The sequence below is a fragment of the Paenarthrobacter sp. NCHU4564 genome (genome assembly GCF_052156435.1).
Lineage (GTDB): Bacteria > Actinomycetota > Actinomycetes > Actinomycetales > Micrococcaceae > Arthrobacter.
Window position 1 is genome coordinate 35,122 of sequence record NZ_JBQLIS010000024.1, and the last position, 23,614, is coordinate 58,735.

The 23,614-nt window shown below is 62.4% G+C and carries 24 protein-coding genes and 1 pseudogene; 5 read left to right on the forward strand and 20 right to left on the reverse strand.

Annotation, left to right across the window (positions count from 1 at the left end; translation table 11 throughout):
• Positions 1 to 60: 60 nt before the first annotated feature.
• Together ACSVIE_RS18750 and ACSVIE_RS18755 are read left to right on the forward strand one after the other, a co-directional pair.
• Positions 61 to 503: pseudogene (locus ACSVIE_RS18750) on the forward strand (choice-of-anchor P family protein); the annotation flags it as partial.
• A 42-nt stretch (positions 504 to 545) separates the two neighbouring features.
• Positions 546 to 1,139, forward strand: coding sequence for a choice-of-anchor P family protein (locus ACSVIE_RS18755; RefSeq protein WP_442424836.1), 594 nt, complete (start codon positions 546 to 548; stop codon positions 1,137 to 1,139).
• Positions 1,140 to 1,194: 55 nt separating this feature from the next.
• Here ACSVIE_RS18755 and ACSVIE_RS18760 read toward each other — a convergent pair whose 3' ends face one another.
• Together ACSVIE_RS18760 and ACSVIE_RS18765 are read right to left on the reverse strand one after the other, a co-directional pair.
• Positions 1,195 to 2,007 carry an alpha/beta fold hydrolase gene (locus ACSVIE_RS18760; protein WP_442424814.1) on the reverse strand — a complete coding sequence of 271 codons (813 nt, stop codon included), beginning with the start codon at positions 2,005 to 2,007 and terminating at the stop codon, positions 1,195 to 1,197.
• A 28-nt stretch (positions 2,008 to 2,035) separates the two neighbouring features.
• Positions 2,036 to 2,485: a VanZ family protein gene (locus ACSVIE_RS18765; protein WP_442424815.1), complete on the reverse strand. Its 450-nt coding sequence runs from the start codon at positions 2,483 to 2,485 to the stop codon at positions 2,036 to 2,038.
• A gap of 271 nt (positions 2,486 to 2,756) precedes the next feature.
• Between ACSVIE_RS18765 and ACSVIE_RS18770 the strand changes: the two genes are divergently transcribed.
• On the forward strand, positions 2,757 to 4,520 hold the full coding sequence (locus ACSVIE_RS18770) for an FG-GAP-like repeat-containing protein (protein ID WP_442424816.1): 1,764 nt from the start codon (positions 2,757 to 2,759) through the stop codon (positions 4,518 to 4,520).
• A 60-nt stretch (positions 4,521 to 4,580) separates the two neighbouring features.
• Here the strand turns inward: ACSVIE_RS18770 and ACSVIE_RS18775 are convergent, their stop codons facing one another.
• Together ACSVIE_RS18775 and ACSVIE_RS18780 are read right to left on the reverse strand one after the other, a co-directional pair.
• Positions 4,581 to 5,525 carry a lipid kinase gene (locus ACSVIE_RS18775; protein ID WP_442424817.1) on the reverse strand — a complete coding sequence of 315 codons (945 nt, stop codon included), beginning with the start codon at positions 5,523 to 5,525 and terminating at the stop codon, positions 4,581 to 4,583.
• Positions 5,526 to 5,590: 65 nt separating this feature from the next.
• Positions 5,591 to 7,264, reverse strand: coding sequence for an ATP-binding protein (locus ACSVIE_RS18780; RefSeq protein ID WP_442424818.1), 1,674 nt, complete (start codon positions 7,262 to 7,264; stop codon positions 5,591 to 5,593).
• Positions 7,265 to 7,495: 231 nt separating this feature from the next.
• Here ACSVIE_RS18780 and ACSVIE_RS18785 point away from each other — a divergent pair, with 231 nt between their 5' ends.
• Positions 7,496 to 8,275, forward strand: a complete 780-nt coding sequence (locus ACSVIE_RS18785; protein WP_442424819.1) for a response regulator transcription factor — start codon at positions 7,496 to 7,498, stop codon at positions 8,273 to 8,275.
• On the opposite strand, the gene ACSVIE_RS18790 is transcribed toward ACSVIE_RS18785, so the two are convergent.
• The 16 genes from ACSVIE_RS18790 to paaA all read right to left on the reverse strand — a co-directional run bounded on the left by ACSVIE_RS18790 (position 8,272) and on the right by paaA (position 21,708).
• Positions 8,272 to 8,751, reverse strand: coding sequence for an Hpt domain-containing protein (locus ACSVIE_RS18790; RefSeq protein ID WP_442424820.1), 480 nt, complete (start codon positions 8,749 to 8,751; stop codon positions 8,272 to 8,274). The two genes, ACSVIE_RS18785 and ACSVIE_RS18790, sit on opposite strands and share 4 nt — an antisense overlap.
• A 117-nt stretch (positions 8,752 to 8,868) precedes the next feature.
• The gene (locus ACSVIE_RS18795; RefSeq protein WP_442424821.1) at positions 8,869 to 9,753 is read right to left on the reverse strand and encodes a type II secretion system F family protein; all 885 of its coding nucleotides are present in this window, start codon (positions 9,751 to 9,753) and stop codon (positions 8,869 to 8,871) included.
• Positions 9,754 to 9,761: 8 nt separating this feature from the next.
• Complete coding sequence (locus tag ACSVIE_RS18800) at positions 9,762 to 10,694, reverse strand: type II secretion system F family protein (RefSeq protein WP_426003836.1); 933 nt, start codon at positions 10,692 to 10,694, stop codon at positions 9,762 to 9,764.
• A gap of 7 nt (positions 10,695 to 10,701) precedes the next feature.
• Entirely contained in the window at positions 10,702 to 11,991 is a 1,290-nt protein-coding gene (locus ACSVIE_RS18805; protein WP_442424837.1) for a CpaF family protein, read from the reverse strand.
• A gap of 218 nt (positions 11,992 to 12,209) precedes the next feature.
• Complete coding sequence (locus ACSVIE_RS18810; RefSeq protein WP_442424822.1) at positions 12,210 to 13,406, reverse strand: AAA family ATPase; 1,197 nt, start codon at positions 13,404 to 13,406, stop codon at positions 12,210 to 12,212.
• Positions 13,403 to 14,173 (reverse strand): Flp pilus assembly protein CpaB, encoded by a 771-nt coding sequence (cpaB, locus tag ACSVIE_RS18815; RefSeq protein WP_426003838.1) that lies wholly within the window; start codon positions 14,171 to 14,173, stop codon positions 13,403 to 13,405. Before cpaB ends, ACSVIE_RS18810 begins: the two co-directional genes overlap by 4 nt.
• A gap of 31 nt (positions 14,174 to 14,204) precedes the next feature.
• Entirely contained in the window at positions 14,205 to 15,233 is a 1,029-nt protein-coding gene (locus ACSVIE_RS18820; RefSeq protein WP_442424823.1) for a pilus assembly protein TadG-related protein, read from the reverse strand.
• The gene (locus ACSVIE_RS18825; RefSeq protein ID WP_426003840.1) at positions 15,221 to 15,595 is read right to left on the reverse strand and encodes a TadE/TadG family type IV pilus assembly protein; all 375 of its coding nucleotides are present in this window, start codon (positions 15,593 to 15,595) and stop codon (positions 15,221 to 15,223) included. The genes ACSVIE_RS18820 and ACSVIE_RS18825 overlap by 13 nt, the downstream gene beginning before the upstream one ends.
• A gap of 96 nt (positions 15,596 to 15,691) precedes the next feature.
• A complete protein-coding gene (locus ACSVIE_RS18830; protein WP_426003841.1) occupies positions 15,692 to 15,937 on the reverse strand; it encodes a Flp family type IVb pilin in 246 nt (81 codons plus the stop codon).
• Positions 15,938 to 16,191: 254 nt separating this feature from the next.
• Positions 16,192 to 16,590: a hypothetical protein gene (locus tag ACSVIE_RS18835; protein ID WP_442424824.1), complete on the reverse strand. Its 399-nt coding sequence runs from the start codon at positions 16,588 to 16,590 to the stop codon at positions 16,192 to 16,194.
• Positions 16,591 to 16,811: 221 nt separating this feature from the next.
• Complete coding sequence (locus ACSVIE_RS18840) at positions 16,812 to 17,591, reverse strand: enoyl-CoA hydratase/isomerase family protein (protein WP_426003843.1); 780 nt, start codon at positions 17,589 to 17,591, stop codon at positions 16,812 to 16,814.
• Between the two features lie 8 nt (positions 17,592 to 17,599).
• On the reverse strand, positions 17,600 to 18,805 hold the full coding sequence (gene paaE / locus ACSVIE_RS18845) for a 1,2-phenylacetyl-CoA epoxidase subunit PaaE (RefSeq protein WP_442424825.1): 1,206 nt from the start codon (positions 18,803 to 18,805) through the stop codon (positions 17,600 to 17,602).
• Between the two features lie 8 nt (positions 18,806 to 18,813).
• Positions 18,814 to 19,359: a 1,2-phenylacetyl-CoA epoxidase subunit PaaD gene (gene paaD, locus ACSVIE_RS18850; protein WP_442424826.1), complete on the reverse strand. Its 546-nt coding sequence runs from the start codon at positions 19,357 to 19,359 to the stop codon at positions 18,814 to 18,816.
• A 5-nt stretch (positions 19,360 to 19,364) separates the two neighbouring features.
• The gene (gene paaC / locus ACSVIE_RS18855) at positions 19,365 to 20,288 is read right to left on the reverse strand and encodes a 1,2-phenylacetyl-CoA epoxidase subunit PaaC (RefSeq protein WP_442424827.1); all 924 of its coding nucleotides are present in this window, start codon (positions 20,286 to 20,288) and stop codon (positions 19,365 to 19,367) included.
• Positions 20,285 to 20,713 (reverse strand): 1,2-phenylacetyl-CoA epoxidase subunit PaaB, encoded by a 429-nt coding sequence (paaB, locus tag ACSVIE_RS18860; protein WP_442424828.1) that lies wholly within the window; start codon positions 20,711 to 20,713, stop codon positions 20,285 to 20,287. Before paaB ends, paaC begins: the two co-directional genes overlap by 4 nt.
• A complete protein-coding gene (gene paaA, locus ACSVIE_RS18865; protein WP_442424829.1) occupies positions 20,713 to 21,708 on the reverse strand; it encodes a 1,2-phenylacetyl-CoA epoxidase subunit PaaA in 996 nt (331 codons plus the stop codon). The genes paaB and paaA overlap by 1 nt, the downstream gene beginning before the upstream one ends.
• A gap of 122 nt (positions 21,709 to 21,830) precedes the next feature.
• On the opposite strand from paaA, the gene ACSVIE_RS18870 reads away from it, so the two are divergent.
• Positions 21,831 to 23,507, forward strand: a complete 1,677-nt coding sequence (locus tag ACSVIE_RS18870) for an alkaline phosphatase D family protein (protein WP_442424830.1) — start codon at positions 21,831 to 21,833, stop codon at positions 23,505 to 23,507.
• Positions 23,508 to 23,614 lie beyond the last annotated feature (107 nt).

The following is a 23,614-nucleotide window of genomic DNA, read 5'->3' on the forward strand; positions in this document are numbered from 1 at the left end:
TTATATCTTCAATGCGGACAGGACTTTAACATCTGGCCCAACAGCCAACTCAAGCGTTAGTTGCACGGGGGCCACCGGCCGGAGTTCCAGCAACACACAGCTGCCGGGCTGAATGTTCTGACGGTCGGAACTGTTGGTAACGCCTCGACAAGCGTCAAGACGCTGCTAACCACGACGGGCAAGCGCATTGAAGGAAAGTCCACGGTGTCGGGAGCCAACCTGCTTGGTGGCCTGGTCACTGCTGGGCCATCAACTCCGAAAGCACCGCGGAAAAGAACACCGCCGGAGCATTTTCCGGCACCAACACCACCACCATCGCGGACCTGAAGGTACTGGGGCTTCCTGTGAGCGCCAGCCCTGCGGCGAACACAGTGCTGGATCTCAACGCTCCGCTTGTAGGCTCAGTTGGAAAAGTGACCCTCAACGGGCAGGTGAAGCGTCTGTTCTCCACCGGCGTCTACCAGGTCACAACAACAGCGCTGCGTGTTGAGATTCTCAAGGAAGGGCTGCCGGGCCTGAAAGTGGGCACTGACATCCGCCTCGGAGTGAGTTCGGTTAGTCTTACAGCCCCTCAGTCCGGATACCTCGCAGGGTCGGGCTACAGCACCCGGGCAACGCTGGCGTCGGGTCTGCTCGGATCGAGCCCCACTGCTCACGCCTCCGTAAAGTGCAACGGCGGGACCTCAACCGTTAACATTGCGGCCACCTCGATCCCGGGAGTCGCATCCGCTGGAGCATCCACCACAACCGCCACCGGTGTTTTGACTCCGCAACCCAAGAGCACGGTGACCAACACGATTGCCGGCCTCAACGTAGTTAACGGGCTGGTTCAGGCCGATGCCATCAAGGCTGAAACCAGCGCCACCCGTGTGGCGGGCAGCTCCACTGCAACCGTCACAGACACATCCACATTCACCAACCTCCGCATTGCCGGGCTCCCGGCGATCAACGCATCGGTGGCCCCCAACACTGTGGTTCAAGTACCTGGGCTTGGCCAAGTAACCCTGCACAAGGTCAGTAAATCGTCCACAACAATTATCGTGACCATGATCGAGATCGTCTTGAATCAGCCGCTCGGCGCCCTGCCTACCGGGTCGAAGATCCAAATTGGCTACTCGAACTCAAGCGTCGGGCTGTAGTCCGTCAAAGAGATAACCGAAGGTGGTCCGCTGCTGAAACAGCGGACCACTTTCTTCATTCCCGCTGTTTCCGAAGAAATCGAAGCACATCCTCCGCCACCCGTTCAGGGCATTCCCACAGCACCAGGTGGCCGGTTCCCTGATAGATCTTCAACTGTGCGTCCGGGATTCGCCCAACGAGGGCATCCTGGTGATGCCTCGGCAAGAGGTGGTCATGGGATCCCCACAGAATGAGCGTGGGCGCCCAAATTCTTCCGGCCTCTGTCGGTGGAACCGCCTCGTACAATCCTTTCAACGACGCATTCCAAAGCGCAGCCGGGACCGCCAATCCATCCCGAACCCTGTCTTCAATGTATGCACTGGGAACGACGTGCAGAAGTTTGAACCACGACAATGACTCCCGGACCCATCCCTCTGGAATCGGGTCCTTCAATTGCGCAACCTCATCGGCAAAGGGTGGCCTGCCCTGCAAGCTCAAGGGTGCCCCGACCAAGATCAACGAGGCCAGCAGTTCCGGATGCATCACTGCCAGTTGCTGGGCTACGTACCCGCCGCTGGATGATCCAAGGACATGTGCCTTCGTGACTCCGAGGCATGTCAAAAGTGAAGCAACATCGCCGGCCATGGTCTCCAGCGAATAGCCTTCGGAGGGTTTGTCGGACCCACCGTGGCCACGCAGATCGGGTACCACAAGGGCTCTGTCCGGGAGCGCGGCTATCAGCCGCTCGAAACTTCCCCAGGACTCAGTCCAGGCGTGCAGCAGAACCAAGGGCGTGCCGCCGTCGTGCACGTTGTCGGGCGACCCTTGGATAAAGCACCGAAGACGTATCCCTGTCTTCAGGACAACAGTCCTGACTTCGGACTCCATCTGCCCAGATTACTCCCCGCCCGGGTCCTCACCCATGGGACCGGGCAGCCCGCAAGCCAAGCTTACGCGCCAAGAAGACACCCAACAGAGCTCCCGCTGTGTTGGCGATGACATCGGAAACCGCCGTCACCCTTCCAGGTATCAAAAGCTGCATCAACTCAATGAATGTCGAGGCAACAGCACCGAGCAGCACCATGCTCCGCATGGTCCACGTCTGTGGCCACAGGGCCAAGGTCAGGCAACCAAGCGGGATGAACATAACGATGTTCGCAACGAACTCAATGACGACGGCTGCCGTATCGAACGGCACCCCAACGACCGTAAGCCAGCCTGCCATGACTCCGACGAACCCTGTGACTTTCCCTGCTTCCTTGGAAGGCAGGAAGACAACCAATGCCAGCGCCACCAAGTAGCCAGCGAACAGTCCGAGGAGCCACCGCCGTTTGATTTCCAGTGCGGGGCTTTTGGCGGTGGTCATTCGATAAGCCTAAGTGGGGCCCAGCCTTTGTGGGTCATTCGCCGCGACGGCAAGCGGGCACTGTCCCACCGCTGTATGATCCGACTATCCGACGGTTCGTCGGCTTCGTCTTTGGGGGGACTCACTTATGGCTTCCACGTCCGTTTCGCGCGCACTCGGCTTGGTTGGATCAAGACGCTGGAGCTCAGCTGCGGCGGGAACGGTCGCCGTTGGACTCGCCCTGGCTTTGGCGCTCGGGACAACTTCGGCTCCTGCGCATGCGGATGTGGTGGTGGATCGCTTTCCCATCCCGCAGTGGATCACCGACATAGCGGTGAATCCTGTCACCGACACGGTTTTCGTCGCCTCCGGTATCGAAGGCGTAATCCGCCATGGAGCGGGCGGTACGAAGAAAATCTACCCAGAGGTCGGAGAACGTATTCGGCTTGCCGTTAATTCAGTGACGAACAAGCTGTACATCAACAATTCGTACGGTGCGGTCGTGGCTTTTGATGATGCCACGGGAGCGAGCACGGAGATAGCCCTCGATGCCACCCCGACAGCAATTGCAGTGAATGAAAAGACGAACAAGGTATATGTCGGCACCACGACCGGTCTTGTCGTCATCGACGGCAGGACGAATGTGGTCACTCCAGTCCCAGGCGCCACCTCAACCAGGGAAATCGTGGTCAACACCGTCACCAATACGGCTTACGCTCTCTCCTCAGGAGCAGTAAAGGTCATCGATTCGCTCGGCAAAATCACTTCGACTGTCTCCATAGGGGCGGGGGGCTTTCTTGCCATGGCCCTCAATCCGACCAGCAACAAGCTATACGTCACTACGGCGCCGCAATACGGCTCAAGTTTGAAGGTCGTCGATGGTGCCAGCAACACCATCACGGGCACCGTAGCTTCAAATGACCCGCTCGGTGCGCTTGCCGTCAATCCTGTAACCGACAAGGTTTACATCGGTTCAGGCAACGACGCCAACAGCTCCATCAAGGTGGTCGACGGCCCCACCATGACCGAGTCCGCCATTGTCCCTATCGCAACGCCAGCTAACACCATTGTGGTCAATCCAACGAACAACAAGGTTTACGCCACCATGGCTGTTCGTGGAGCCACCATTATCGATGGCCGGGATAACTCAAACACCGTCCTCTATACAGGATGGGATCCCGGAAAGGCGGCCGTGAACCCGCGCAACAACAAGGTTTACGTCGTCAACACTGCTAAATCCGGATTTCAGGTGAAGCAGTTCACAGTGGCTGTTATTGACGGTAACGCAAAGAAGCCGGCCAAGAACGATTTCAATGGGGATGGAAAGGCCGACGTCCTGGCTCGGGACGCTTCGGGGCTTCTCTGGCTCTACCCCGGCAATGGCACCGGAGGGTGGCTGCCCCGGGTCCAGGTAGGCCAGGGATGGAACGTCATGACCGCCATGGTCACTCCCGGTGATTTCAACGCGGACGGTCACGCCGATCTGTTGGGCCGCGATGGCGGGGGCCTGCTGTGGTTCTACCCGGGCAACGGCGCCGGAGGCTGGAAACCGCGAGTCCAGGTTGGACACGACTGGCAGACCATGAACTCCCTGCTTGCACTCGACTACTACGGCGACGGATACCTGGATCTCATCGCCCGCACCACTTCCGGCTCATTGCAGCAATACGTTGCCGATGGGAAGAGCCGCTTCCTGCATCCCGGCTGGGCCGGTGGTGGCTTATACAGCGCAGCCGGATTGACTGAGCTGACGGGCGTGGAGGATTTTAACGCCGACGGGCTCGGTGACATGGTTGCCAGGGACAGTGCCGGCGTACTGTGGCTCCACGGGGCGACCGGTTTTGGCAGTTGGCTCCCCAAGCAGCAGATCGGCCAAGGCTGGAACGCCATGAACTCACTGGTTGGTCCAGGCGATTTCAATGGCGACGGTAAGGCAGACATTCTTGCGCGCGACGCGGCGGGAAATCTCTGGCTCTATTCCAACAACGGCGTGCGTACCTGGCCCTCCGCTATCAAGGTAGGAACCGGCTGGAACGTGATGACCGAGATCCTCTAATCTGCGGCAGCCGAACCAAAGCAGGGAGAATGGGCGTGCGGGTGCCTAAACCGTGACCCCTCAGCTCCCCCGCATCCCGTCGAACGCCGCACTCGTGCTCCCCTGCGGCACTACCACATGGACGGCGTTGCGCTCCACAACGAATTCGGTGGGCGACTCCGTGGCGATCTCGCCGTCGAGGTTCACCGGCTGCGGCTGATCCGTGACCAAACGGACGCGCCGGGTCTCGCAGTGGAACACGCGATCGTGCTTCACAAAGCTTCCGTCCTTGAGGAGCCTGGCGATTTTCACGAGCTCCGGGAGGGGTGCCTTGGAGATCGCGTAGATGTCCAGGGTGTGGTCATCGATTCCTGCCGTGGGTGAGACCGTGTTGCCGCCCCCGTAGTGCCGGCCGTTGCCCGCCGCGATCTGGATCAGGTCGTCGAATTCCCGCGTCTCCAGGTCTCCGTCCGGGAACTCCAGCCGTGCCGCAAACGGACGGTGCCGTGCGTAGGCCTTCACCGTGGCAACGCCGTAGGCCAACGGACCGATGTACCGTTTGAGGCGGTGGCTGAGGGCTTGAGTGACACCCACGGAAAGGCCGGCGGACGCGACATTGAGGAACGGCTGGCAATTCGCCCGGCCAAGGTCAATGTCAACCACTTTCCCACTGGCCACCACGGCGCAGGCCGCCGCCAGATCATCAGGTATCTCGAGCGTGCGGGCGAGGTCGTTGGCAGTGCCCAGCGGCAGCACACCAAGAACAATGTCTGTCCCGGCCAGTATCCCGGCGGCGTGGCTCACCGTGCCGTCCCCGCCACCAACAACAACAAGGTCGTGCCCCTCCGCCATAACCCCGCCGAGGGCAGGTGCAAGGTCCGCCCCTGACCTGAGCAAGTGCACAGCGGCTACAGGGACACCGGCCCCTTTAAGGGTGTTGATGGCTTGGTCGCTCACCGCGGCACCCCGACGCGAGGCGGCGTTAATTACGACGGCGGCCGAGCGCACCTCACGTAGGGACTTCATGGGGACCATCGTAGGCGGATCCACCTTGGAAAAACCTGCGAGAGGCCCGCAGGAACCCGGCAGCGTCAGCTGGCGGCAGCAGCGTCGTCGTGCTCTGCCGGAAGCACCACGGTGAAAGTGCTGCCCTTCCCGGGCATGCTGCTGCACGTGATGGTGCCCCCGTGACGTTCCACGATCGACTTGGTAATGGAAAGCCCCAGGCCGACGCCGGGAATTGCCGCCTGCCGGGCGCTGTCTGTGCGGAAGAACCGGGTAAAGATCTTGGCGGTTTCATCACTGGTCATGCCTATTCCGGTGTCGCACACCTCCAGGTGGATCCAGCCGTCGTTGCGGGCCGCCTTCACGTTGACCTGGCCGCCACCGGGCGAATACTTGATGGCGTTGGATATGAGATTGTCCAGCGCCTGGCCCAGCCGCAACGGATCCGCCTCCGCCCACAGCGGGGACGGCACGTCGGCAACCAGGCCAACATTGGCGGCGTCTGCCTGCGCATGGGCTGACACCAGGCTGTTCTCCACCAGACCCGACACATCTGTCCTCCGCAAGTAGACGCTCTCGACGGCGGCGGAAGACAACAGCAGGTCCTGCACCAAAGCATGGAGCCGCTCAGCGTTCCGCTCCACCACTTCCAAGCGGCGCCGTGGTGCGGCGGGAATCTCCTCATCCCCGTGGAGTGCAAGGTCCATGTTGCCCAGGATCGATGTCAACGGGGACCCGAATTCGTGGGAGACATTGGCCACCAGTTCATCCTTGGCTGCGAGGGCCTCAACCACATCGGTGACGTCGCGGAACACGATCACCGCTCCCCCGAAACCGTCGTCAGCCGGGCGTTTCATGCTGCGTGCAGCCGTTGAGATGGCCCGCTGCTCCGGGCCGGAGCCAAACCAGACAAGGTAATCGGAAAACGTCTCTCCCTGGATCGCCCGCTCAATAGGGCGCTTGTCGGGCGGCAAGGGCGTCTGCTTGTCCAGGCCATGGATGAAGCTTTCATCGTCGCCGGTGGATGTTCCGGTTTTGGCCAGCCGCAGAAACTCCCTTTGTTGGTTGTTGGTCAGGACGGTTTTTCCTTTTGAGTCGACCGCGACAATACCGACGTCGATCGTGTCCAGGATGGTCTCCAGCAGCATTTCCCGGTCCTTGCTCGCAGCGAGCAATTGTCTGAGGGCTTGATCCCGCTCGCTGACGCGCCGTTGCTGGATCCGGGCATTGGACCCCGATAGCCGGATAGTGATCGACACGGCCAAGAGCAGCAACGGCAGGACTGCCACAGAGAAGATGTCGGCAGCGGTGGGTTGGGGCAGGTGGGAGATGAATGCCGGGAGGGAGATCACCAAAGGGCCGGCAAAGCTGATGGCCAGGCTCGTCTTGGCGCGCAGTCCGGAAGCGGAGAGCCAGATCACGGGGAAGAGAGCCAGGACGGCCAACCCTGGCAGCACGCCATACGACCCACTGCGGGTAAACGCCAGGGCCACAAAATCCAGGACGGGAATGATGAGGCTTGCGTTCGAAGGCAGCCGCTCCCAGGGCACCAGGAAGCAGGCCAGGAACAACGTGCCGTGCAGGAGCAGCCCGACAACCAGCATCCAGTTCTGGAAGAGGGTAGGCCAAACTCCGCTCGAGGCAACGATCAATCCCGTGACAACCAGTGTCAAAGGCAATTCACAGACCGCAACTTTGGCCCGCGGCGTCAGTTTCCTGAAAACGCGGACGGCGGTCCGTAGAAAGGGCTGCTCAGTCAAGGCAGGACTCGTTGGAGGGAGGCACGGACCAATTACTATCAGGAGCCGTTTCCCACTGGCAATGGCACAGAACGGAGCAGATCAGGCGAAATGGGCTCTGATGTTGGGATCGGCACATATTGCACATATTAGGTGCCATATAACTTGATTGCTTGTATCGTACGTATTGAGGTGACGCTTTCCGTATTGCGCTGGGCTTGCGGTGGTGCGTACCGACTCGAGGATATTTCAATGAACGAGCCTGGGGTTGCTGTAGTCATTGAGGATGATGAAGACGTCCGGAACCTGGTGGGCGCCATCCTGAAGGAGGCCGGCTTTGTGGTGCACTCTGCCGCGACCGGACGCGAAGGCGTCGAGGTCGTCCGGGACCATCAAGCCGTAGCCGTGACGCTGGATGTTGGCCTTCCGGATATGGACGGCCATGAGGTACTGAGGCGAATCAGGCAGTTCAGTGACGCGTACGTGGTGATGCTCACGGCCCGGCGCGACGAGCCTGACACCCTGACGGCCTTCCTGACCGGCGCGGACGACTACGTCAAGAAACCATTTCTGCCCCGCGAGCTCAGGGCCAGGGTCACGGCCATGATGCGGCGGCCTCGAGTGGTGTCCGCGCAATCCGTGCCGGAGGCCCAGGCCACTCCGATGGGAAGTCCGATCCGCCAGGCTGCGGCCAATCATGCCTCCATTGAGCACAACGGCCTGACCCTGAACTACAAGGCCCGCACTGTTGACCTGGATGGCAAGCCTGTGGCCCTGACCAGAAGCGAGTTCGACCTGCTCCTCGATCTGCTGCGCAACCCGGGGGAAGTGCGGACCAGGGCTGATCTTGTGCGGGCCGCCCGTGGTGATTATTACGACGACGACGCCTACATCAGCGAAGCTGACGAGCGTGCCGTTGAGACACACATCGGCAATCTGCGCCGGAAGCTGCGTGAAGATTCGCAAGCTCCGCGCTTTTTGCAGACGGTTCGAGGGGTCGGCTATATGCTCGTTCCCAAAAAGACAGACTAACCGGTTGGATCCGGTTCCGGAGTCGAATTCTTCAGGACATAGCTTTCTTTGAGCTCCTGGATTGTGCTTTCACCGCATTCGGCAAGCTCATGCAGGAGCGGCCGGGCCTGGCCCAAATCTCCGTTGTTGATGTGTTCTTCCATTTGCCCCGCAAGACCTGCGAGGCGGACTCCACCCACCATGGCCGAAGAAGTCCGAAGGCTGAGGATCGCGTCCAGTGCGGCGGGCACGTCACCATGTTCGACGGCGGTGCGAAGGGTTTGGTGCCTTGCCTCCCAAAGCCTCACGAAGTCGCGCGCAAAATCACGTGCGATCCGAGGGTTATCCAACTGGTCTTCAAGCAGTTGGAATTCCGCGAGGTCCAGAATCGGATCAGCCGAAACATGGCTGCCGTGGGGCAACCCGGCGAAGTGGCCCCCGCCGGCTGCGCCGGGGACACCCTCCACGTTGGCTTCACGGAAATCTGAACTGGACATAACTCGATGGTACTTCCTGAATTTGGGCTTAAACCGATCTTGTGCTGATCTTGAGCAAATCCTAACGACCTCCTGATTCCGGCAGTTCCTATTTGTTACTTCTCCTGTTGAATTTGCTCAGCTGCCGCCAAGGGTCACTATTGCGTTGATGGCCGCGGGCCCCAGGATGGCAATGAACAAGACGGGGAAGATGAAGAACAACAAGGGGAAGAGGATCATGACCGGGAGTTTCATTGCCTTCTCTTCGGCACGTTGACGTCGCTTGACCCTCATGACCTTCGCCTGGACCCTCAGGACCCGGCTGATGGCAATACCGTACGTGTCCGCCTGGATGACCGCCTGGACAAAGCTCCGCAGTTCGGGAACGTTGGTCCGTTGGGCCAACGCCAGGTAGGCCTCCCGGCGGCTTCGTCCCACCTGCATGTCCTGGAGCGTCCGCACAATTTCTTCCGCCAGGGGCCCCTTGCCGTTTTCCCCGGCCCGGGCCATGGCCCCTTCGAAACCGAGACCTGCCTCCACGGAGATCAGCATCTGATCCATGGTGTTGGCCAGTTCCAGTTGGATGGTCTTTTGCCGTTCCTGCCCCTTGCTGTACAGCATCAGGTCCGGGATGAAGTACCCCAGCAGGACAACGAATATGCCCACAAGCCGGATAAGCCCGCTCGAACTGTTCGTGGTGATGAGCAGTCCGAAAAGGGCCCCGCAGAGTCCAAGGGCAGGTTTGGCAGCCAGGACCCGTCCCAAGGGAAGCGACTGCGGACGGCCGGCCAGTGACAGCAATCGGTCAAGCTTCTGGACGTAGTTTGCCGGAGTGAGTTTGTAACCGATGCGTTCCAGCAGCCCGATCCGCCTCTGTTCCCCGGCGTCGGTTCCAACGTAGCCCCGGGTGAGGAGTTCCTTGACGGCCCGCGGGGTCTTGCGGTCAACGGAAAGCAGGGACCAGGCCAGGTAGGCCCCCGGCAGGGGTACCAGCAACAGCGACATATACAGGAAGGGGTGCACGGTTCACCTCAGAATTTCAGGTCGATGATTTTGCGCATCCACAAGCCACCGATCGTCATCAGAATGGCTGACAACGCGATCAGGCCCCAACCAAGGGGATGCGTGAACATCACGTTCATGTAGCCCGGGTTGACCACCATAAGCAGCAGAACGATGCCGAAAGGAAGCGCCATGAGGATGTAGGCCGAGAATTTTCCTTCGGCAGCCAAGGACTTGATGTGTCCCTTGATTTCGCTGCGTTCGCGGATGGTCTCATTGACCTGGTCGAGTACCTCGGCAAGATTTCCGCCCACCTCCCGGTTGATCTGGATCGCTTGGGCAATCCACACGAAATCCTCGCTCCGCATTCTTTCTGCGGTATCGCTCAGGGACGCGTGCACGTCGCGGCCAAGGCTCGTCTCCGTGATGATGCGACGCATTTCCTCGGCCGTGGGGCTTGCCGATTCAGCAGCAGCTGCATCGATGGCCCGGAGGATGCTGTGGCCGGCCCGCAGGCCTCCGGAAAGAAGCTGCAGGGTGTCGCCCAGTTGGTCATCAAAGGTGCTGCGCCTTTTTCCGGCCCGGAATTTCAGGACCAGATGGGCTATCAAGGGTGCCGCAAGGCCCAGGAGAACGGCGATCAGGACGCCACCGGCTACAAGCCCGATCAGCGCGCCAACAAATGCACCGGCAATAACCAGGACAACAAAGTCGGCCTGGCTCATCCGCACTCCGGCATGATCAAGGGTCTCGCGGTTGAACAGCCGGACGTTGCGCCGCGTCAGGAACCCATGAAGGGCCTCCGTGGTGGAGCCGGTCAGTTTGGTCAGTCCCGAGCCTGAGCCTAGCTGGTAGGGCCGCCGGCGTTCCAAGGGAACCTCAGGGGTTTTCGGAAGAATCACGGCAATGCCGAAGGCGACGATGGCTGACAGCATAAGGGCCAACCCGGCAAACAGCATCATGGCGTGCTCAAGTCCTCACGGTGGTTGTCAAAGGGGCCGCAAACAGCTCTGCCGGAACCCGTATTCCTACGTCTTCGAAGCGATCGATGAAACGTGGGCGGATGCCGGTTGGTACCGGGCGGCCGAGGAACCTGCCGTGATCATCAACGCCCGCCGAATAGTCGAAGACGAAAGCGTCCTGGAGGGTGACCACGTCGCCTTCCATGCCTTGGACCTCGGTAACGTGCGTGATGCGGCGTGTTCCGTCGCGAAGGCGGGATATCTGGATGATGAGGTTCACCGCTGACGCTATCTGCTCACGGATTGCCCGCAGTGGCAGGTCCATCCCGGCCATGAGGACCAGGGTCTCCAGCCGGGCCACGGCGTCCCTCGGAGAATTCGAGTGCACCGTGGAAAGCGAACCGTCATGGCCGGTGTTCATGGCCTGCAGCATGTCCAGCGACTCTCCCCCACGGACCTCGCCGACGACGATCCTATCCGGACGCATGCGCAGGGAGTTCCTGAGCAACTCCCGGATGGTGACCTCACCCTTGCCCTCGGTATTGGGCGGCCGGCTTTCGAGCCTGACGACGTGTTGCTGCTGGATCTGCAGTTCCACTGCGTCCTCGATGGTGACAATCCGGTTGTCCTCCGGAATGAAGGAGGACAAGACATTCAGCAGCGTGGTCTTGCCGGTTCCGGTGCCACCGGAAACGATGATGTTCAGCTTTGCTTTGACGCAAGCGTCCAGGAGCTCGGCCATCTGGGGCGTGAGCGTCCCAAAGTCGATCAGGTTCCTGACCGTCAACGGCACTTTGCTGAACTTGCGGATCGTCAAGGAGGACCCTCCGACAGCCAGGGGCGGGATCACGGCATTGACGCGCGAGCCGTCTTCCAAGCGCGCATCCACCAGGGGTGATGATTCGTCGATCCGGCGACCCACCCTGGAAACGATGCGTTCGATGACTCTCCGTAGATGGTCCTCCGAGCTGAATACCGATTCGGTGAGGGCCAGTTTGCCCCGCCGTTCGACGTAAATCTGGTCCATCCTGTTGACCATGATTTCGGTGATGTCCGGGTCGTCAAGCAGGCGCTGCAGTGGCCCATAGCCCAGGACGTCATCCGCCACGTCCGCAACCAGCCGGCTGCGCTCCTCCGCAGAAAGCGGCACCTGCTCGGCGTCGATGATCCGGATCAGCTCTTCACGGGCAGTGCTCCGCAACTCCAGTTCACTGAGCGAGGAATCATTGAACCGTGCGCCCAGGCGCTCGAACAATGCCGTCGCTGCACGCCTCTTGAGCGCGGCAAAGGCGTCCACCGGTTGTTGGGTCCTGGGTTTGGGTGCATCAGTAAACTCGGCTGTTGTGGCATGGGGGTTTGCTGTACCGGAGGCCTTCACTTGGAGACCGGGCTTGCCTTGCTGGACGGCCTGGGCAAAAGTTGGTTTGCCTGCTGCCGGGTGGGTGGTTTCGCGGCGATGCTCTGCCCCCGGAAGCGAGGCCACGTCCTCGGCGTCATGCAGGCGTTCGGAAAGCTTCACTGGACGACCACCCTTCTGTGGAGTTTCCTTTGGGTTGTGTTCCGCCATGCGGGGTTGAAGCGCTGCACCAACTGGTTGAGGCCCTTCACTGCCGGATCCTTTGTAGCCTCCTGGAGCACGGGAATTCCCCGGTTGGTGGAAAGGGCTACGGCTTTGGAACGGGGGATGCTCACATCAACCGGGGCGCCTACGGTCGATTCGACATCCTGGACCGACAACCCGGCTTTGGAGTCGGCCATGTTGAGCACCACGTGACGGCCTTCCGGGATGAGGTCGAGCCTGCGAAGTATGTCCAGCCCCGACCGGAGGCCGCGCACGCCGGGCACATCCATGCCGGTCACCCAGACGGCATCCGTGCAGTGTTCCAGGGCGGCAAGTCCGATCTCAGGAAGGCCGGGAGCGGTATCAACGATGACGTACTGGAACTGTTCAGCCAGCTGGTCCAGCAGCCGGGCCACCTGCTCCGGGGTAATCCCGTCAGCTTCAACCGGGTTCTTGGGGGCGCACAAGGCATAGATGCCTGCCGGGTGGACAGTCAGGAAAGCCTTGAGCACCAGCGAGTCCTGGCTGGCGGTTGGAGTCACGGCGTCTGTCACCGTGTGTTCCGGATTGAGGTACAGCCCGGAGGCAACGTCGCCGAACTGCAGGTCCAGGTCCACGATCACCACGCCCATGGGGGCGATCTTGCCCAGTCCCACCGCGATGTTGGTGGCGATGGTCGTTTTGCCCACACCGCCCTTGGGAGAGAAGACTCCGATGACCGTACCCTTGGGTGCGCCCGATGGTTGCGGTTCCGCTGTCCGCTGGCGGGTCGCAAATGACTGGCACGCACGTTCAAGGGTCACCCGGATCTCAGCCACCTCCGCCGTGGGCCGCATGATGTCGCGGATCCCGGACCGCATGGCTTGGAGGATGAAGTCAGGGTCGGGTTCGGTGACCAGCAGCACGCTCAGTTCCGGCAATTGCACGGTGAGCACCGTGGTCAGGCGGAGGGCTTCCTCCACGGGCACGTCGGGGCCCAGGATGAGCACCTCCATGGGTTCCTGGTTGAGGGCGCCGAAGAGTTCGGCCGGGTCAACGGGGAGGACGTTGGTGAAGAAGGTCTGCACGCTTCCGGGGAGTCCGCCGGCGACTGCCTGCCGCAGCCGCTGATCAAAATCGGCGCTGGGAGTAATGAGGACGAATCGGCTCATTTGTAGATCTCACTCCTCTGGATAATCCGGGGACCGTTCTCCTGGGCATCCAGGGGCTCCTTGCTCAGCCAGATCTTGGCGAACTCCGAGGCGAAGACGATCTTGGACGCGTCGACGTCACTCACCGCCACCGTCAGGAGCAGTGATCCAGTGGGGAGAGCCGTGTCCTTGGGATCGGCGGCGGACCCCTGGGTTGGGCTCGGAGTCGGCTGGGCCGCCGATGGCTCCGGAGCACGCTGGACAGCGGTCACCAGGACCTTGTGGATGGTCAGCTGGGTTGTTTCCTTCTCCGGCTTTGCCTCGATTCCGCCACCTTCCATGGAGATGAAGATCCCCACATGGTCACCGGGCACCAAGCGACCACCCACCACCCTTTGGGGCTCGAGTTGGAAGGAGACCTCCTGCAGTCCGTCCGGCACGTCCACCTCGCCGCTGGCTTTCAAGGCCTCCGGGACGATCAGGCGTTCGGCGACCAAAGGCTCCCCCGGGACCAGGTCCACAGCAGCGACCTTGCCCGTGGAATCACCCAGAGCCTTGATCGCCGTGGCGGGGACGGCCGCAGCCGGGAGCTGCTCGGCCGTCACTGAACCCGTCATGGCTTCCACGGGTGTGCCGGCCGGAATCGGGGCCTTGACCATGAGGACATCCACGGGGGCCAGGTTTTGAACGGCCCTTTGATCGGCGCCCTGGGCATAGGCAAAGACGAGGATCACCCCGACGATGGCCAGCAAGGCCGCGGCCGATCCTGCCACTAGGCGTGATTTCACTGCTGCTCCTGTGCTGATGAAAGGAAAGGTGTTACTTGGTCAGGCGGACGATGGTGGCCCCGTGGGCACTGACTGGGCCCAGTGTGTAACCGTCGGCCAGGGATACGTATTTGACGAAAGTCCCGACGATTCCGCGGCAGTTTCCGCTACAGGAAAGTGCGGAGGACACGTACGGACTCGCGTTGCGGAAGGTGTCCGGCAGGCTGGAGTTGCCGCTGAACTTCCAGCCGATGACTTTGAAGGCAGCGAACGACACCAGGTGGTAGATGGCCCCGCTTCCCGTGCCCGTTACGGCGTTGAAGACAGGAAGCAGAACAATGACGTCCTTGCCGGCGTTGATGGTGTCAGCCCACTTGTTGAGTGTGCCGGCACAGTTGGTGGGGATACTGTTGCCCGGCGCGCTCCCGCCCTCGCTGAGGGCAAGGTCGATGTAGCCACCGCAGGAACCTGGATTCTGGACGGTCCATCCGAATCCACCTTCTACTGCAGCACCCGAAGGCCCGTAGTTGCAGCCGGGGTTTGCGCCACTGCCGTGTGCCTGGAGAAGCTGCGGGTTCCCCCCGACCTGTCCCTGCACCTGGCAGACCGAGAACGTGAGCGGGAACGGGGTGGTGCCGGTCAAGGGGCTGCCCCACTGGACCGTGGACGAGGTCAGGACCTCGGCTGTGTTGATGCCCAGGGCACGCGCGAAGACCAGTGAGACCGAGTTCGCCCCGCCTCCGGCCTGTTGGGAGCCGGCAGACACCGTCACCGTTCGGTTGGTGAGGTCCAGGTTGACAGAGTTGATGTTGCCCCGGCTGTCTATCGAGTTCTTGTTGGCCAGGTCCTTGGCAATCTGCGGCGTAACCGAACAGTTGGGGTCACTGATACTGACAGCGCATTTCTGAGCAACTGCCAGCGCTGCAGCATCGGATCCGTTCTGTACCTGTGCCCTTTCCGAGTAGAGCATTCCCGCATCCACGGCGAGCGCAGCAAACGCGAGCAGCACCACCAGGATCAGGGCGACGAAGACGGCCACAGCTCCCTGTTCGCCGTTCCCGCGTGCTCTTATCCGCCGCATTGCATGGCTCCTACACCCTCCATGGGAAACGGTCCTGCGATCCCGGTGAGGGTGCTGAGCGTGTACTTGATGGTCACCGACATTTGCATGCCGGAGGCGCAGCTTGGTGCGCTGAAGGTGAAGTTGGTGTCAAGCAACTTGGGGTTCAGGGAAACGGCCGCGTTCTTGGCGGCCGTCCGCGCAGCCGTCACGTCGTTCGAAATTGCCATCACCCGCACGCCCTCGCGGGCTGCGTTCGAGAGTGAAACCTGTGCGTTGTAGGCCCTTCCGAATTCCATGATTCCGAGCACGAGGAGCACCAGGACCGGTGCCAGCAGCGCGAATTCGACTGCTACAGCCCCCCGTTCTGAAGCCCTGTCCATGGAACTGCCCTTTCGGTTGCCGGTCAGGGGTGGCTGTGGAAGGAAGAATGCCGGGTGGGTGGCCCCTGCCCCACCCACCCGGCACAGCGGGCCGTTTTACTTGGAGCAGCTGCCAACGACAGCGGCCGTGGAACCGGAAGCGGGAGCCGAGGCAGTCCACGTGCCGCCCTTGACTGCACATGCGGAGCTGTTGAAGGTCTCGACGAGGTTGCCGCCGAGGAGGCTGACAGCCACGATGATGACCACGGCGATGAGGGCAACCATGATGCCGTATTCGACGGCGGTGGCACCGGTCTCGTCACGACGGCCACGGGAAGCGATGTTGTTGAGGTAGACAAGCATTGTGAAACTCCTGAGCGAGTTGGGGATTTGGGCTGGCCCGATACCAGCTCCCTCACAACGTAGCAACGAAAAATACCCCCAAGCGGAGTCTTGGGGACATCCTGCGGAAAGGCTCTGGTTCCTGCGCTGGCCCTGCGCTGGTCCTGTACTGGTCCTGCGGAAATCCTCGGAAAAAGCTGCTGGTATCCATGCAAATAAAGGCCGCGCCACCATGGCACGGCCTTTATTTTTTATAGGTAACTTCGGCGGACGGCTCAGCCCATTGCGGTGGCCGTGGCCGGCGGCAACGAGAATTGCTTCCGTGCCCAGCGGGCCAGCTTCTTGCCTTTGCCCTTCCACCAGTTGTCTTCGTCTTTGTCGTGGTGCAAACGGAAGATGATCACCACCAGGACAGCTACGCTCATGACCACGTTCAACCAGGACGACATGACGACTTCGGCCAAGGTACTGACTCCCATGACCATGACCGACGGCACCGCCAAAGTCCTGAAGATGGTGCTCGCCACGTAGCGGCGGTGCGAGCGGGGCACGGACAGGGCACGCACCATGTCGAAGCAGAGGCAAACCACCACCATGATCTGGCCCAACGACATCAGGATGAGCCCGGGCAGCGAGCCCGCGAACATGGCCGCGGATTCCATGCCGGCGCTCATCGGAGACCCTCCATTGCCGCTGTGCCGCGATCGCTGAATTCACGCATTTGAACTACTCCCCAGACCAGAAACCCGTTGAAAACCGATGGTCTCCATTGAATCCTGCGCGCGGAAGGGTGGTCACGAGTAGTCAGTACTCGAATACGTGGAGGGGATCTACTTGGTTGGCACGCGTGTACTCGGTCCAAGCCCTGCGTGCCGCTGTCCAGGACGACCCTGCACTACCCCTTGAAAACCGGCGCCCGCTTCTCCTGGAAGGCCCTGAAGCCTTCGGCGTAATCGTCGGTCTTGCACAGGCGCGCCTGCTCGGTGTTTTCCTCGGCCATGGAAGCCCACAGGCCAAGGCGCTGGTCGCGAATGTGGGCCACCAGTTCCTTGGAAGCGACGAACGCCTGGGTGGCACCTGCAGCAACGCGGGTAACAATCGCCCGCGTTTCATCCAGCAAGGACTCAGCCGGCATGGCCCGGCTGAACATACCCTGTGCCACAGCCTCGCTACCGGAGATCAGGTCGGCCGTGTAGATCAGGTCCAGCGTGCGGTGCATGCCCAGGCGTTCGGTGAAGTACCAGTGCCCGCCCGAGTCCAGCGTTGCCCCGAGCTTGGCGAACGGCGAGCCGAACTTGGCGTTCTCCGCCACGTACACCACGTCCGTAGCCAGCAGCAGCCCGAGCCCAACCCCCAGGCAGGCACCATGCGCAGCAGCGAACGTCGGCGCCGGGAAGGCGGCCATCTTCTTCAGCAGCGGCTCAACCAACCCGCCCAAATACGCCTGGGCGTCGTCGGTTTCAGGGGTCACCCCGGCAATGTCGCGGCCGGCGCAGAAAGCGCGCCCCTCTCCCCGCAGCAGCAGCGCCCGCACTTCACCACGCGAGGCGGCGGCAGCAGCGTCGTCGTACGCTCTGCCCAACTCAAGCAGCGCGTCCTCGTTGAGCGAATTCAGCTTTTCCGGGGCGTTGAGGACAATTTCGGCAATGCCGTTTTCAAGGGAGAGCTCGATCATGGGACTCCTTAGACGTCGAAGTCGACGGTCACTTCTTCGCTGGTGGGGTGGGCCTGGCAGGTGAGGACGTAGCCCTTGTCCAGCTCGTCCTGCTCCAGGGCGTAGTTCTCATCCATGGACACGGTACCGGTGACCAGCTTGGCGCGGCAGGTGCCGCACACGCCGCCGGCACAAGCGAACGGAACATCGGGACGGACGCGCAGGGCAGCGTTCAGGATTGACTCGCGGGCATGCGTCGGGCTGGCGACATCGCCGGTGAGGCCGTCCAGCTTGAACGTGATCTTGTACGTCTCCTGCGACTCGTCCTCCACCACGGGACGGCCTGCGTGGCCCTCGGGACGGTCCGGGCGCCCGGTGGTGAACAGCTCAAACCGGACGTGCTCCGGCTTCACGCCACGGGAGGCAAGGGTGTCCCGGCACAGCTGGACCAGCTCAAACGGCCCGCACAGGAACCATTCATCCACGTCCTCGGCGTGGATCGCCGACGACAGCAGGGACTGCAGCTTCTCCGCATCGATGCGGCCGGTCATGAGCGGCGCGATCCGCTGCTCGCGGGACAGGACGTGGTGCAACGCCAGGCGCGAGGGGTACTTGTCCTTCAGGTCGGCCAGTTCCTCCAGGAACATCACGTCCATGGCCGCCTTGTTGGCGTAAATCAGGTCGAACCTGGTGTCGGGATTTGCAGCCAGCAGCGTCCGCGCGATCGCGATGACCGGCGTGATGCCGGAACCTGCGGCGATGGCCACGAAACTGCCCGGCTCCCCCGCGAGCTCCTCGGGGTGGTTCATCGAGTTCATCACGTTGTGCTGGACGTCCGAGCCGTCCTTGCCGTGCCGCGAGATGAAGGCACCCTGCGGGCTCATGACGTCCAAGGCATCGCCGGCCTTCAGTTCGGCGTTGGCCCAGGTGGAGAAAATACCGCCCAGGTCTTTCTTGATCGCCACGCGGATTTCGCTGCTGCCATCGTCGAACGTGCGCGGCTCTGCGCAGATCGAGTAGCTGCGGCGGACCTCGTGCGGCTCACCGTTCTCATCCGGCAACGTGGTGCGGAGGGCCACGTACTGTCCGGGAAGGTAGTCGTACTGCCCGGCCAGCTCCACGGGAACAGCGAACGTCACCTCAATGGCGTCGTCCGTCAGGCGCCGGACTTCCGAGACGGTCAGGTGATGGAAAGACGCACGACGGCGGCTGGCCGTCTGGGTTTCGGTGGTCATGGAATTCCTTACAGGACTTTGAAGTAGTCGAACGGTTCCTTGCAGTCCTGGCAGACGAACAGCGCCTTGCAGGAGGTGGAACCGAAGCGGGTGAGTTCCTTGGTGTTCAGCGACGAACACTGCGGGCATTTCACAGCCAGGCTCAACCGCACCGGACCCGAATGGCCACCAGCGGCGGCGCGCCCGGTGGGAGGCGCAATGCCGTATTCCTCCAGCTTGGCTTTGCCGGACTCTGTCATCCAGTCCGTGGTCCAGGCCGGGGAAAGCACCAGGTTCACCTCAACAGCTGCGTATCCGGCGTTGCGGAAGGCAGCCCGCAGGTCGTCACCGATGGCGTCCATCGCGGGGCAGCCCGAGTAGGTGGGCGTGATGGTGACCTCGACGGCGGTACTTGCCGGGCCGGCGCCGTGGTTTCCTTCGGGCTGGGGTACTTCCGTAACCCGGACACCGCGCAGGATGCCCAGGTCCTCGATGGTGAGGACCGGGATCTCCGGATCGCAGACCGTGGAGGCGATGTCCCAGGCCTGCTGTTCAGCAGTGGTGACCGTTGCCATCACCATCACCAGCTCGCGCCCGGGTGTTCGCGGGCCAGGACCTGCATTTCGGCCAGGACATAGCCCAGGTGTTCGGAGTGCTTGCCACGGCGTCCGCCACCCAAGGACTGGGGAACGTCAGGGGCGGTCAGTTCCGCTTCGGCGAAAATCTCACCGGTCAGGCGATCGAAGGCCTCGCGCAGGCTGGACGGCTGGACCGTGACACCGGCTGCGGCCAGGCGGGTGGTGAGCTCGTCGTCCTCGAATAGTTCGTCCACGTACGGCCACACCAGCTTGAAGCCCTGGATCATCCGGGCACGGGACTCCTCAGTTCCACCGGCAAGCCGTAGGACCCACTGGGCGCTGTGGTCACGGTGGTAGTCCACTTCCTTCACGGCCTTCGCTGCGATGGCTGCAAGGGTGGGATCCGTGGACGCAGTGAGCGCTGTGTAGAGCTCGAACTGGTAGAAGCTCACAATGAACTGCCGTGCAATCGTGACCGCGAAGTCGCCGTTGGGCTGCTCGAACAGGTGTGCTGAGCGGAATTCGTGCTCGCGGCGGAAGTAGGCGAGGTCGTCCTCGGACTTGTCCCAGGCCGCACCGGCGTAGGTAAGGAAGGACCGGGCGTGGCCCAACTGGTCCAGGGCGATGTTGCCGAGGGCAATGTCTTCCTCGAGCTCCGGGGCACGGGAGATCCAGTGGCCCAGGCGTTGGGCCAGGATCAAGCCGTCGTCGCCGATCCGCAGCGCGTACTCTGCCACGTCCTCGCCCGGCTTGACCTGCCCGCGACGGACCTCAAGGGCAATGTCTTCGGGGCGCAGCGCGTTGCCCGGCGTGATACGCGTGGCGCTGGCCGAACCGTCGCCGGACGCACCGGCACCGTGGACGCCGACGGAGATGTCGCCGTGGCCGTCGATCGCGAAGTCAGTGTTGGTTTCGTGGGAAGTCACAGGTGCTTCACGCCTTCGCTCTTGGTGTAGTACGTGGCATGCCGGTAGTCCTTGCCCTGCGGCGACTCGAAGAAGGCACCCTTGGAGTCAGGATCGCTGGAGGCAATGGCCTCGGCCGGAACCACCCAGATGGAGACGCCCTCGTTGCGGCGGGTGTAGAGATCGCGGGCGTTCCGGAGGGCCATGGCGGCATCCGGGGCGTGCAGCGAACCTGCGTGGACGTGCGAGAGGCCACGGCTGGAGCGGACAAAGACCTCCCACAGGGACCAGGGCGTCTCTTGGTGAGCCGCACCGGTGGCGACCGAAGGCGCAGAGGCGGGTGCCGGCGTCGTGCTTTCTGCCGTGGTGGCAGCAACCTTGGGTGCCTCGCTGTTGACTTCGCCGGCGGCGCTGGCCGGGGCTTCAGGGTTTCCGTGGGGAGCCATTATGCTGCGTTCGCTTTCTGTGCTTGCTTGCGGGCGTAGGCTGCCGCTGCTTCCCGGACCCAGGCACCATCCTCGTGTGCCTCGCGGCGGCGCTCGATGCGCTGCGAGTTGCAGGGACCGCGGCCGGCCAGGACTTCCTTGAACTCGTTCCAGTCCAGGGGTCCGTGCTCCCACTTCTTGGTTTCTTCGTTGAAACGGATGTCCTTGTCGGGCAGGGTCAGGCCCAGGACCTTGACCTGCTCCACCATCATTCCCACGAACCGGCTGCGCAGCTCGTCATTGCTGAAGCGCTTGATGTTCCAGGCCATGGACTGCTTGGAGTTGGGGGAATCGTCATCCGGCGGGCCGAACATCATCAGCGACGGCGCGTACCAGCGGTTCACGGCATCCTGGGCCATCTGCTTCTGCGCAGGCGTGCCGTTGGACAGTTCCAGCAGGATCTCGAAACCCTGGCGCTGGTGGAAGGACTCTTCCTTGCAGATGCGCACCATTGCGCGGCCGTAAGGACCGTAGGACGCACGGCAGAGAGGCACCTGGTTGCAGATGGCCGCGCCATCAACAAGCCAGCCGATGGCTCCCATGTCCGCCCAGGAAATCGTGGGGTAGTTGAAGATCGACGAGTACCGGGCCTTCCCGGCGATGAGGTCTTCCATCATCTTGTCCCGGGTCTGACCCAGGGTCTCGGCCGCCGAGTACAGGTACAGGCCGTGGCCTGCCTCGTCCTGGACTTTGGCCATGAGGATGGACTTGCGCTTCAGGCTCGGTGCCCTGGTGATCCAGTTGGCTTCCGGCTGCATGCCGATGATTTCCGAGTGCGCGTGCTGCGAGATCTGGCGCAGCAAAGTCTTGCGGTAAGCCGCCGGCATCCAGTCGCGGGGTTCGATGCGCGAGTCTTCCGAAATGATGCGATCAAAGTACGCCTGACCGGCTGCCTCCCGCTCCTGTTCCTCCGGGGACAGCTCAGCGGGCACTGACTGCAGATTCTGCGATGCCATGGTTGCTCCTAATAAATTACCGACCGTTCGTTCAGAATATGCGGAGCGGGTGTTTTCAGTCAACCTTTTGGCTTCACCTCAGGCTCACCCTCTGTTCACGGCGGCTGGCAAAAGTAGACGGCATGACTGACTTCTCACGCCGCACCCTCGTCAAAACGTCCCTCGCCGGTCTCACCATGGCCGGGCTCGCCGCCGGAACCGCCGCCGGAACCGCCCCGGCTTCCGCTGCCCCCACGGCAATCCCGCTGGTCCGCAAGCGGCTCACCCTCCCCACGGGCATCGCCACCGGTGACGTCACCACGGACTCCGCCGTTCTCTGGTCCCGCGCCTCCGGTCCGGGCAGGATGACCGCCACGCTCCAGGCGATCGACAGCGCCGGGGAAATCCTCCGCGGGCGCTACGGATTCAGCCGCACCATCCGCGGCCCCCTGGCCACCGAGGCCAGCGACTTCACCGCCAAGATCCATGCCAAGGGACTCCCCGCGGGCACCCGTTTCAAGCTTGAGCTGAACTTCGAAGACGACAACGGCGCAGGAGAAGCCGTGCACGGGACCTTCAGCACCGCTCCCGGAGCCATCCACGGAAAGCACGACGGCGGCACGGACGGCGGGCGTGAAGGCGGCAGGCCGGCGTCGGGCTCCCAATCGTTCGTCTGGACCGGCGACACCGCCGGCCAGGGCTGGGGCATCAACGAGGAACTCGGCGGGATGCGCGGCTACGCGGCCATGCACCGCACCAACCCGGACTTCTTCATCCACTCCGGCGACACCGTCTACGCCGACGGCCCCATTGCCGCCACGGTCACCGAGAAGGACGGCCAGGTGTGGCGGAATATCGTCACCGAGGAAGTCTCCAAAGTCGCCGAAACCCTCAAGGAATACCGCGGACGCCACCGCTACAACTCACTCGATGCCAACATGCGCGCCATGTTCGCCGATGTCCCTGTGATCGCCCAGTGGGATGACCACGAAACCACCAACAACTGGTACCCCGGCGAAATCCTGGACGACCCCCGCTACACCGAACGCAACGTCAATGTGCTCGCCGCACGCGGCCGCCAGGCGTGGCAGGAGAACATGCCGATCGCGGACTCCGCGGCGCTGTGGCGCGCTGGAACGTTCGACGGCGGGCAGTACCAACCCGCACGCATCTACCGGAAGATTCCCCGCGGCCCGCAGCTGGACATCTTCAGCCTGGACATGCGGACCTTCAAGTCCCCCAACACGGACGGCAAGGAACCCTACGCCACCAGCATCCTCGGCCAGGAACAAGTTGACTGGCTGATCAAGGAAGTCCGGCAGTCCAAGGCCACGTGGAAGGTGATCGCCGCGGACCTGCCGTTGGGCATCATCGTTCCCGACGGCGCCGTGAACCAGGAGAGCCTGGCCAACCGGGATCCGGGAGCGCCGCTGGGCCGTGAGTTGGAAATCGCGGCCGTGCTGTCGGCGTTCAAGAAGTCCGGAGTGAAGAACATCGTCTGGCTGACCGCTGACGTGCACTACTGCGCGGCCCACCACTACTCCCCGGAACGGGCGTCGTTCACGGACTTCGACCCGTTCTGGGAATTCGTGGCCGGCCCCATCAACGCAGGGTCCTTCGGCCCGAACGACATGGATGGGACGTTCGGACCCGAGGTGGTGTTCTCCCGTGCCGGACGGTTCCCGGGCGAATCACCGCGGGACGGCGAGAACCAGTACTTCGGGCACGTGGACCTTTCCGATGACGGCACCTTCACAGTGAGCCTGCGGAATGCCAACGGCACGGTGATCTTTACGAAGGTCCTGACCCCGGAGCGGTAGGCGGGGGCATGGCCGCTGGCGTATGCTCTCCTCAGCGCAAGGGATAGACGCGTCGTTCGCTTTTGGTGGGGCCACTCTTGGAAGCGGGGGTTCAGTGGCAGGAGTGA

Coding starts and splice junctions, on each gene's coding strand:
- ACSVIE_RS18760 (WP_442424814.1), bottom strand. CDS start 2,007: ATGGAGTCCGAAGTCAGGACTGTTGTCCTGAAGACAGGGATACGTCTT.
- ACSVIE_RS18765 (WP_442424815.1), bottom strand. CDS start 2,485: ATGACCACCGCCAAAAGCCCCGCACTGGAAATCAAACGGCGGTGGCTC.
- ACSVIE_RS18775 (WP_442424817.1), bottom strand. CDS start 5,525: ATGAAGTCCCTACGTGAGGTGCGCTCGGCCGCCGTCGTAATTAACGCC.
- ACSVIE_RS18785 (WP_442424819.1), top strand. CDS start 7,496: ATGAACGAGCCTGGGGTTGCTGTAGTCATTGAGGATGATGAAGACGTC.
- ACSVIE_RS18790 (WP_442424820.1), bottom strand. CDS start 8,751: ATGTCCAGTTCAGATTTCCGTGAAGCCAACGTGGAGGGTGTCCCCGGC.
- ACSVIE_RS18800 (WP_426003836.1), bottom strand. CDS start 10,694: ATGATGCTGTTTGCCGGGTTGGCCCTTATGCTGTCAGCCATCGTCGCC.
- ACSVIE_RS18810 (WP_442424822.1), bottom strand. CDS start 13,406: ATGAGCCGATTCGTCCTCATTACTCCCAGCGCCGATTTTGATCAGCGG.
- ACSVIE_RS18820 (WP_442424823.1), bottom strand. CDS start 15,233: ATGCGGCGGATAAGAGCACGCGGGAACGGCGAACAGGGAGCTGTGGCC.
- ACSVIE_RS18825 (WP_426003840.1), bottom strand. CDS start 15,595: ATGGACAGGGCTTCAGAACGGGGGGCTGTAGCAGTCGAATTCGCGCTG.
- ACSVIE_RS18830 (WP_426003841.1), bottom strand. CDS start 15,937: ATGCTTGTCTACCTCAACAACATCGCTTCCCGTGGCCGTCGTGACGAG.
- ACSVIE_RS18835 (WP_442424824.1), bottom strand. CDS start 16,590: ATGAGCGCCGGCATGGAATCCGCGGCCATGTTCGCGGGCTCGCTGCCC.
- ACSVIE_RS18840 (WP_426003843.1), bottom strand. CDS start 17,591: ATGATCGAGCTCTCCCTTGAAAACGGCATTGCCGAAATTGTCCTCAAC.
- paaE (WP_442424825.1), bottom strand. CDS start 18,805: ATGACCACCGAAACCCAGACGGCCAGCCGCCGTCGTGCGTCTTTCCAT.
- paaD (WP_442424826.1), bottom strand. CDS start 19,359: ATGGCAACGGTCACCACTGCTGAACAGCAGGCCTGGGACATCGCCTCC.
- paaB (WP_442424828.1), bottom strand. CDS start 20,713: ATGGCTCCCCACGGAAACCCTGAAGCCCCGGCCAGCGCCGCCGGCGAA.
- paaA (WP_442424829.1), bottom strand. CDS start 21,708: ATGGCATCGCAGAATCTGCAGTCAGTGCCCGCTGAGCTGTCCCCGGAG.
- ACSVIE_RS18870 (WP_442424830.1), top strand. CDS start 21,831: ATGACTGACTTCTCACGCCGCACCCTCGTCAAAACGTCCCTCGCCGGT.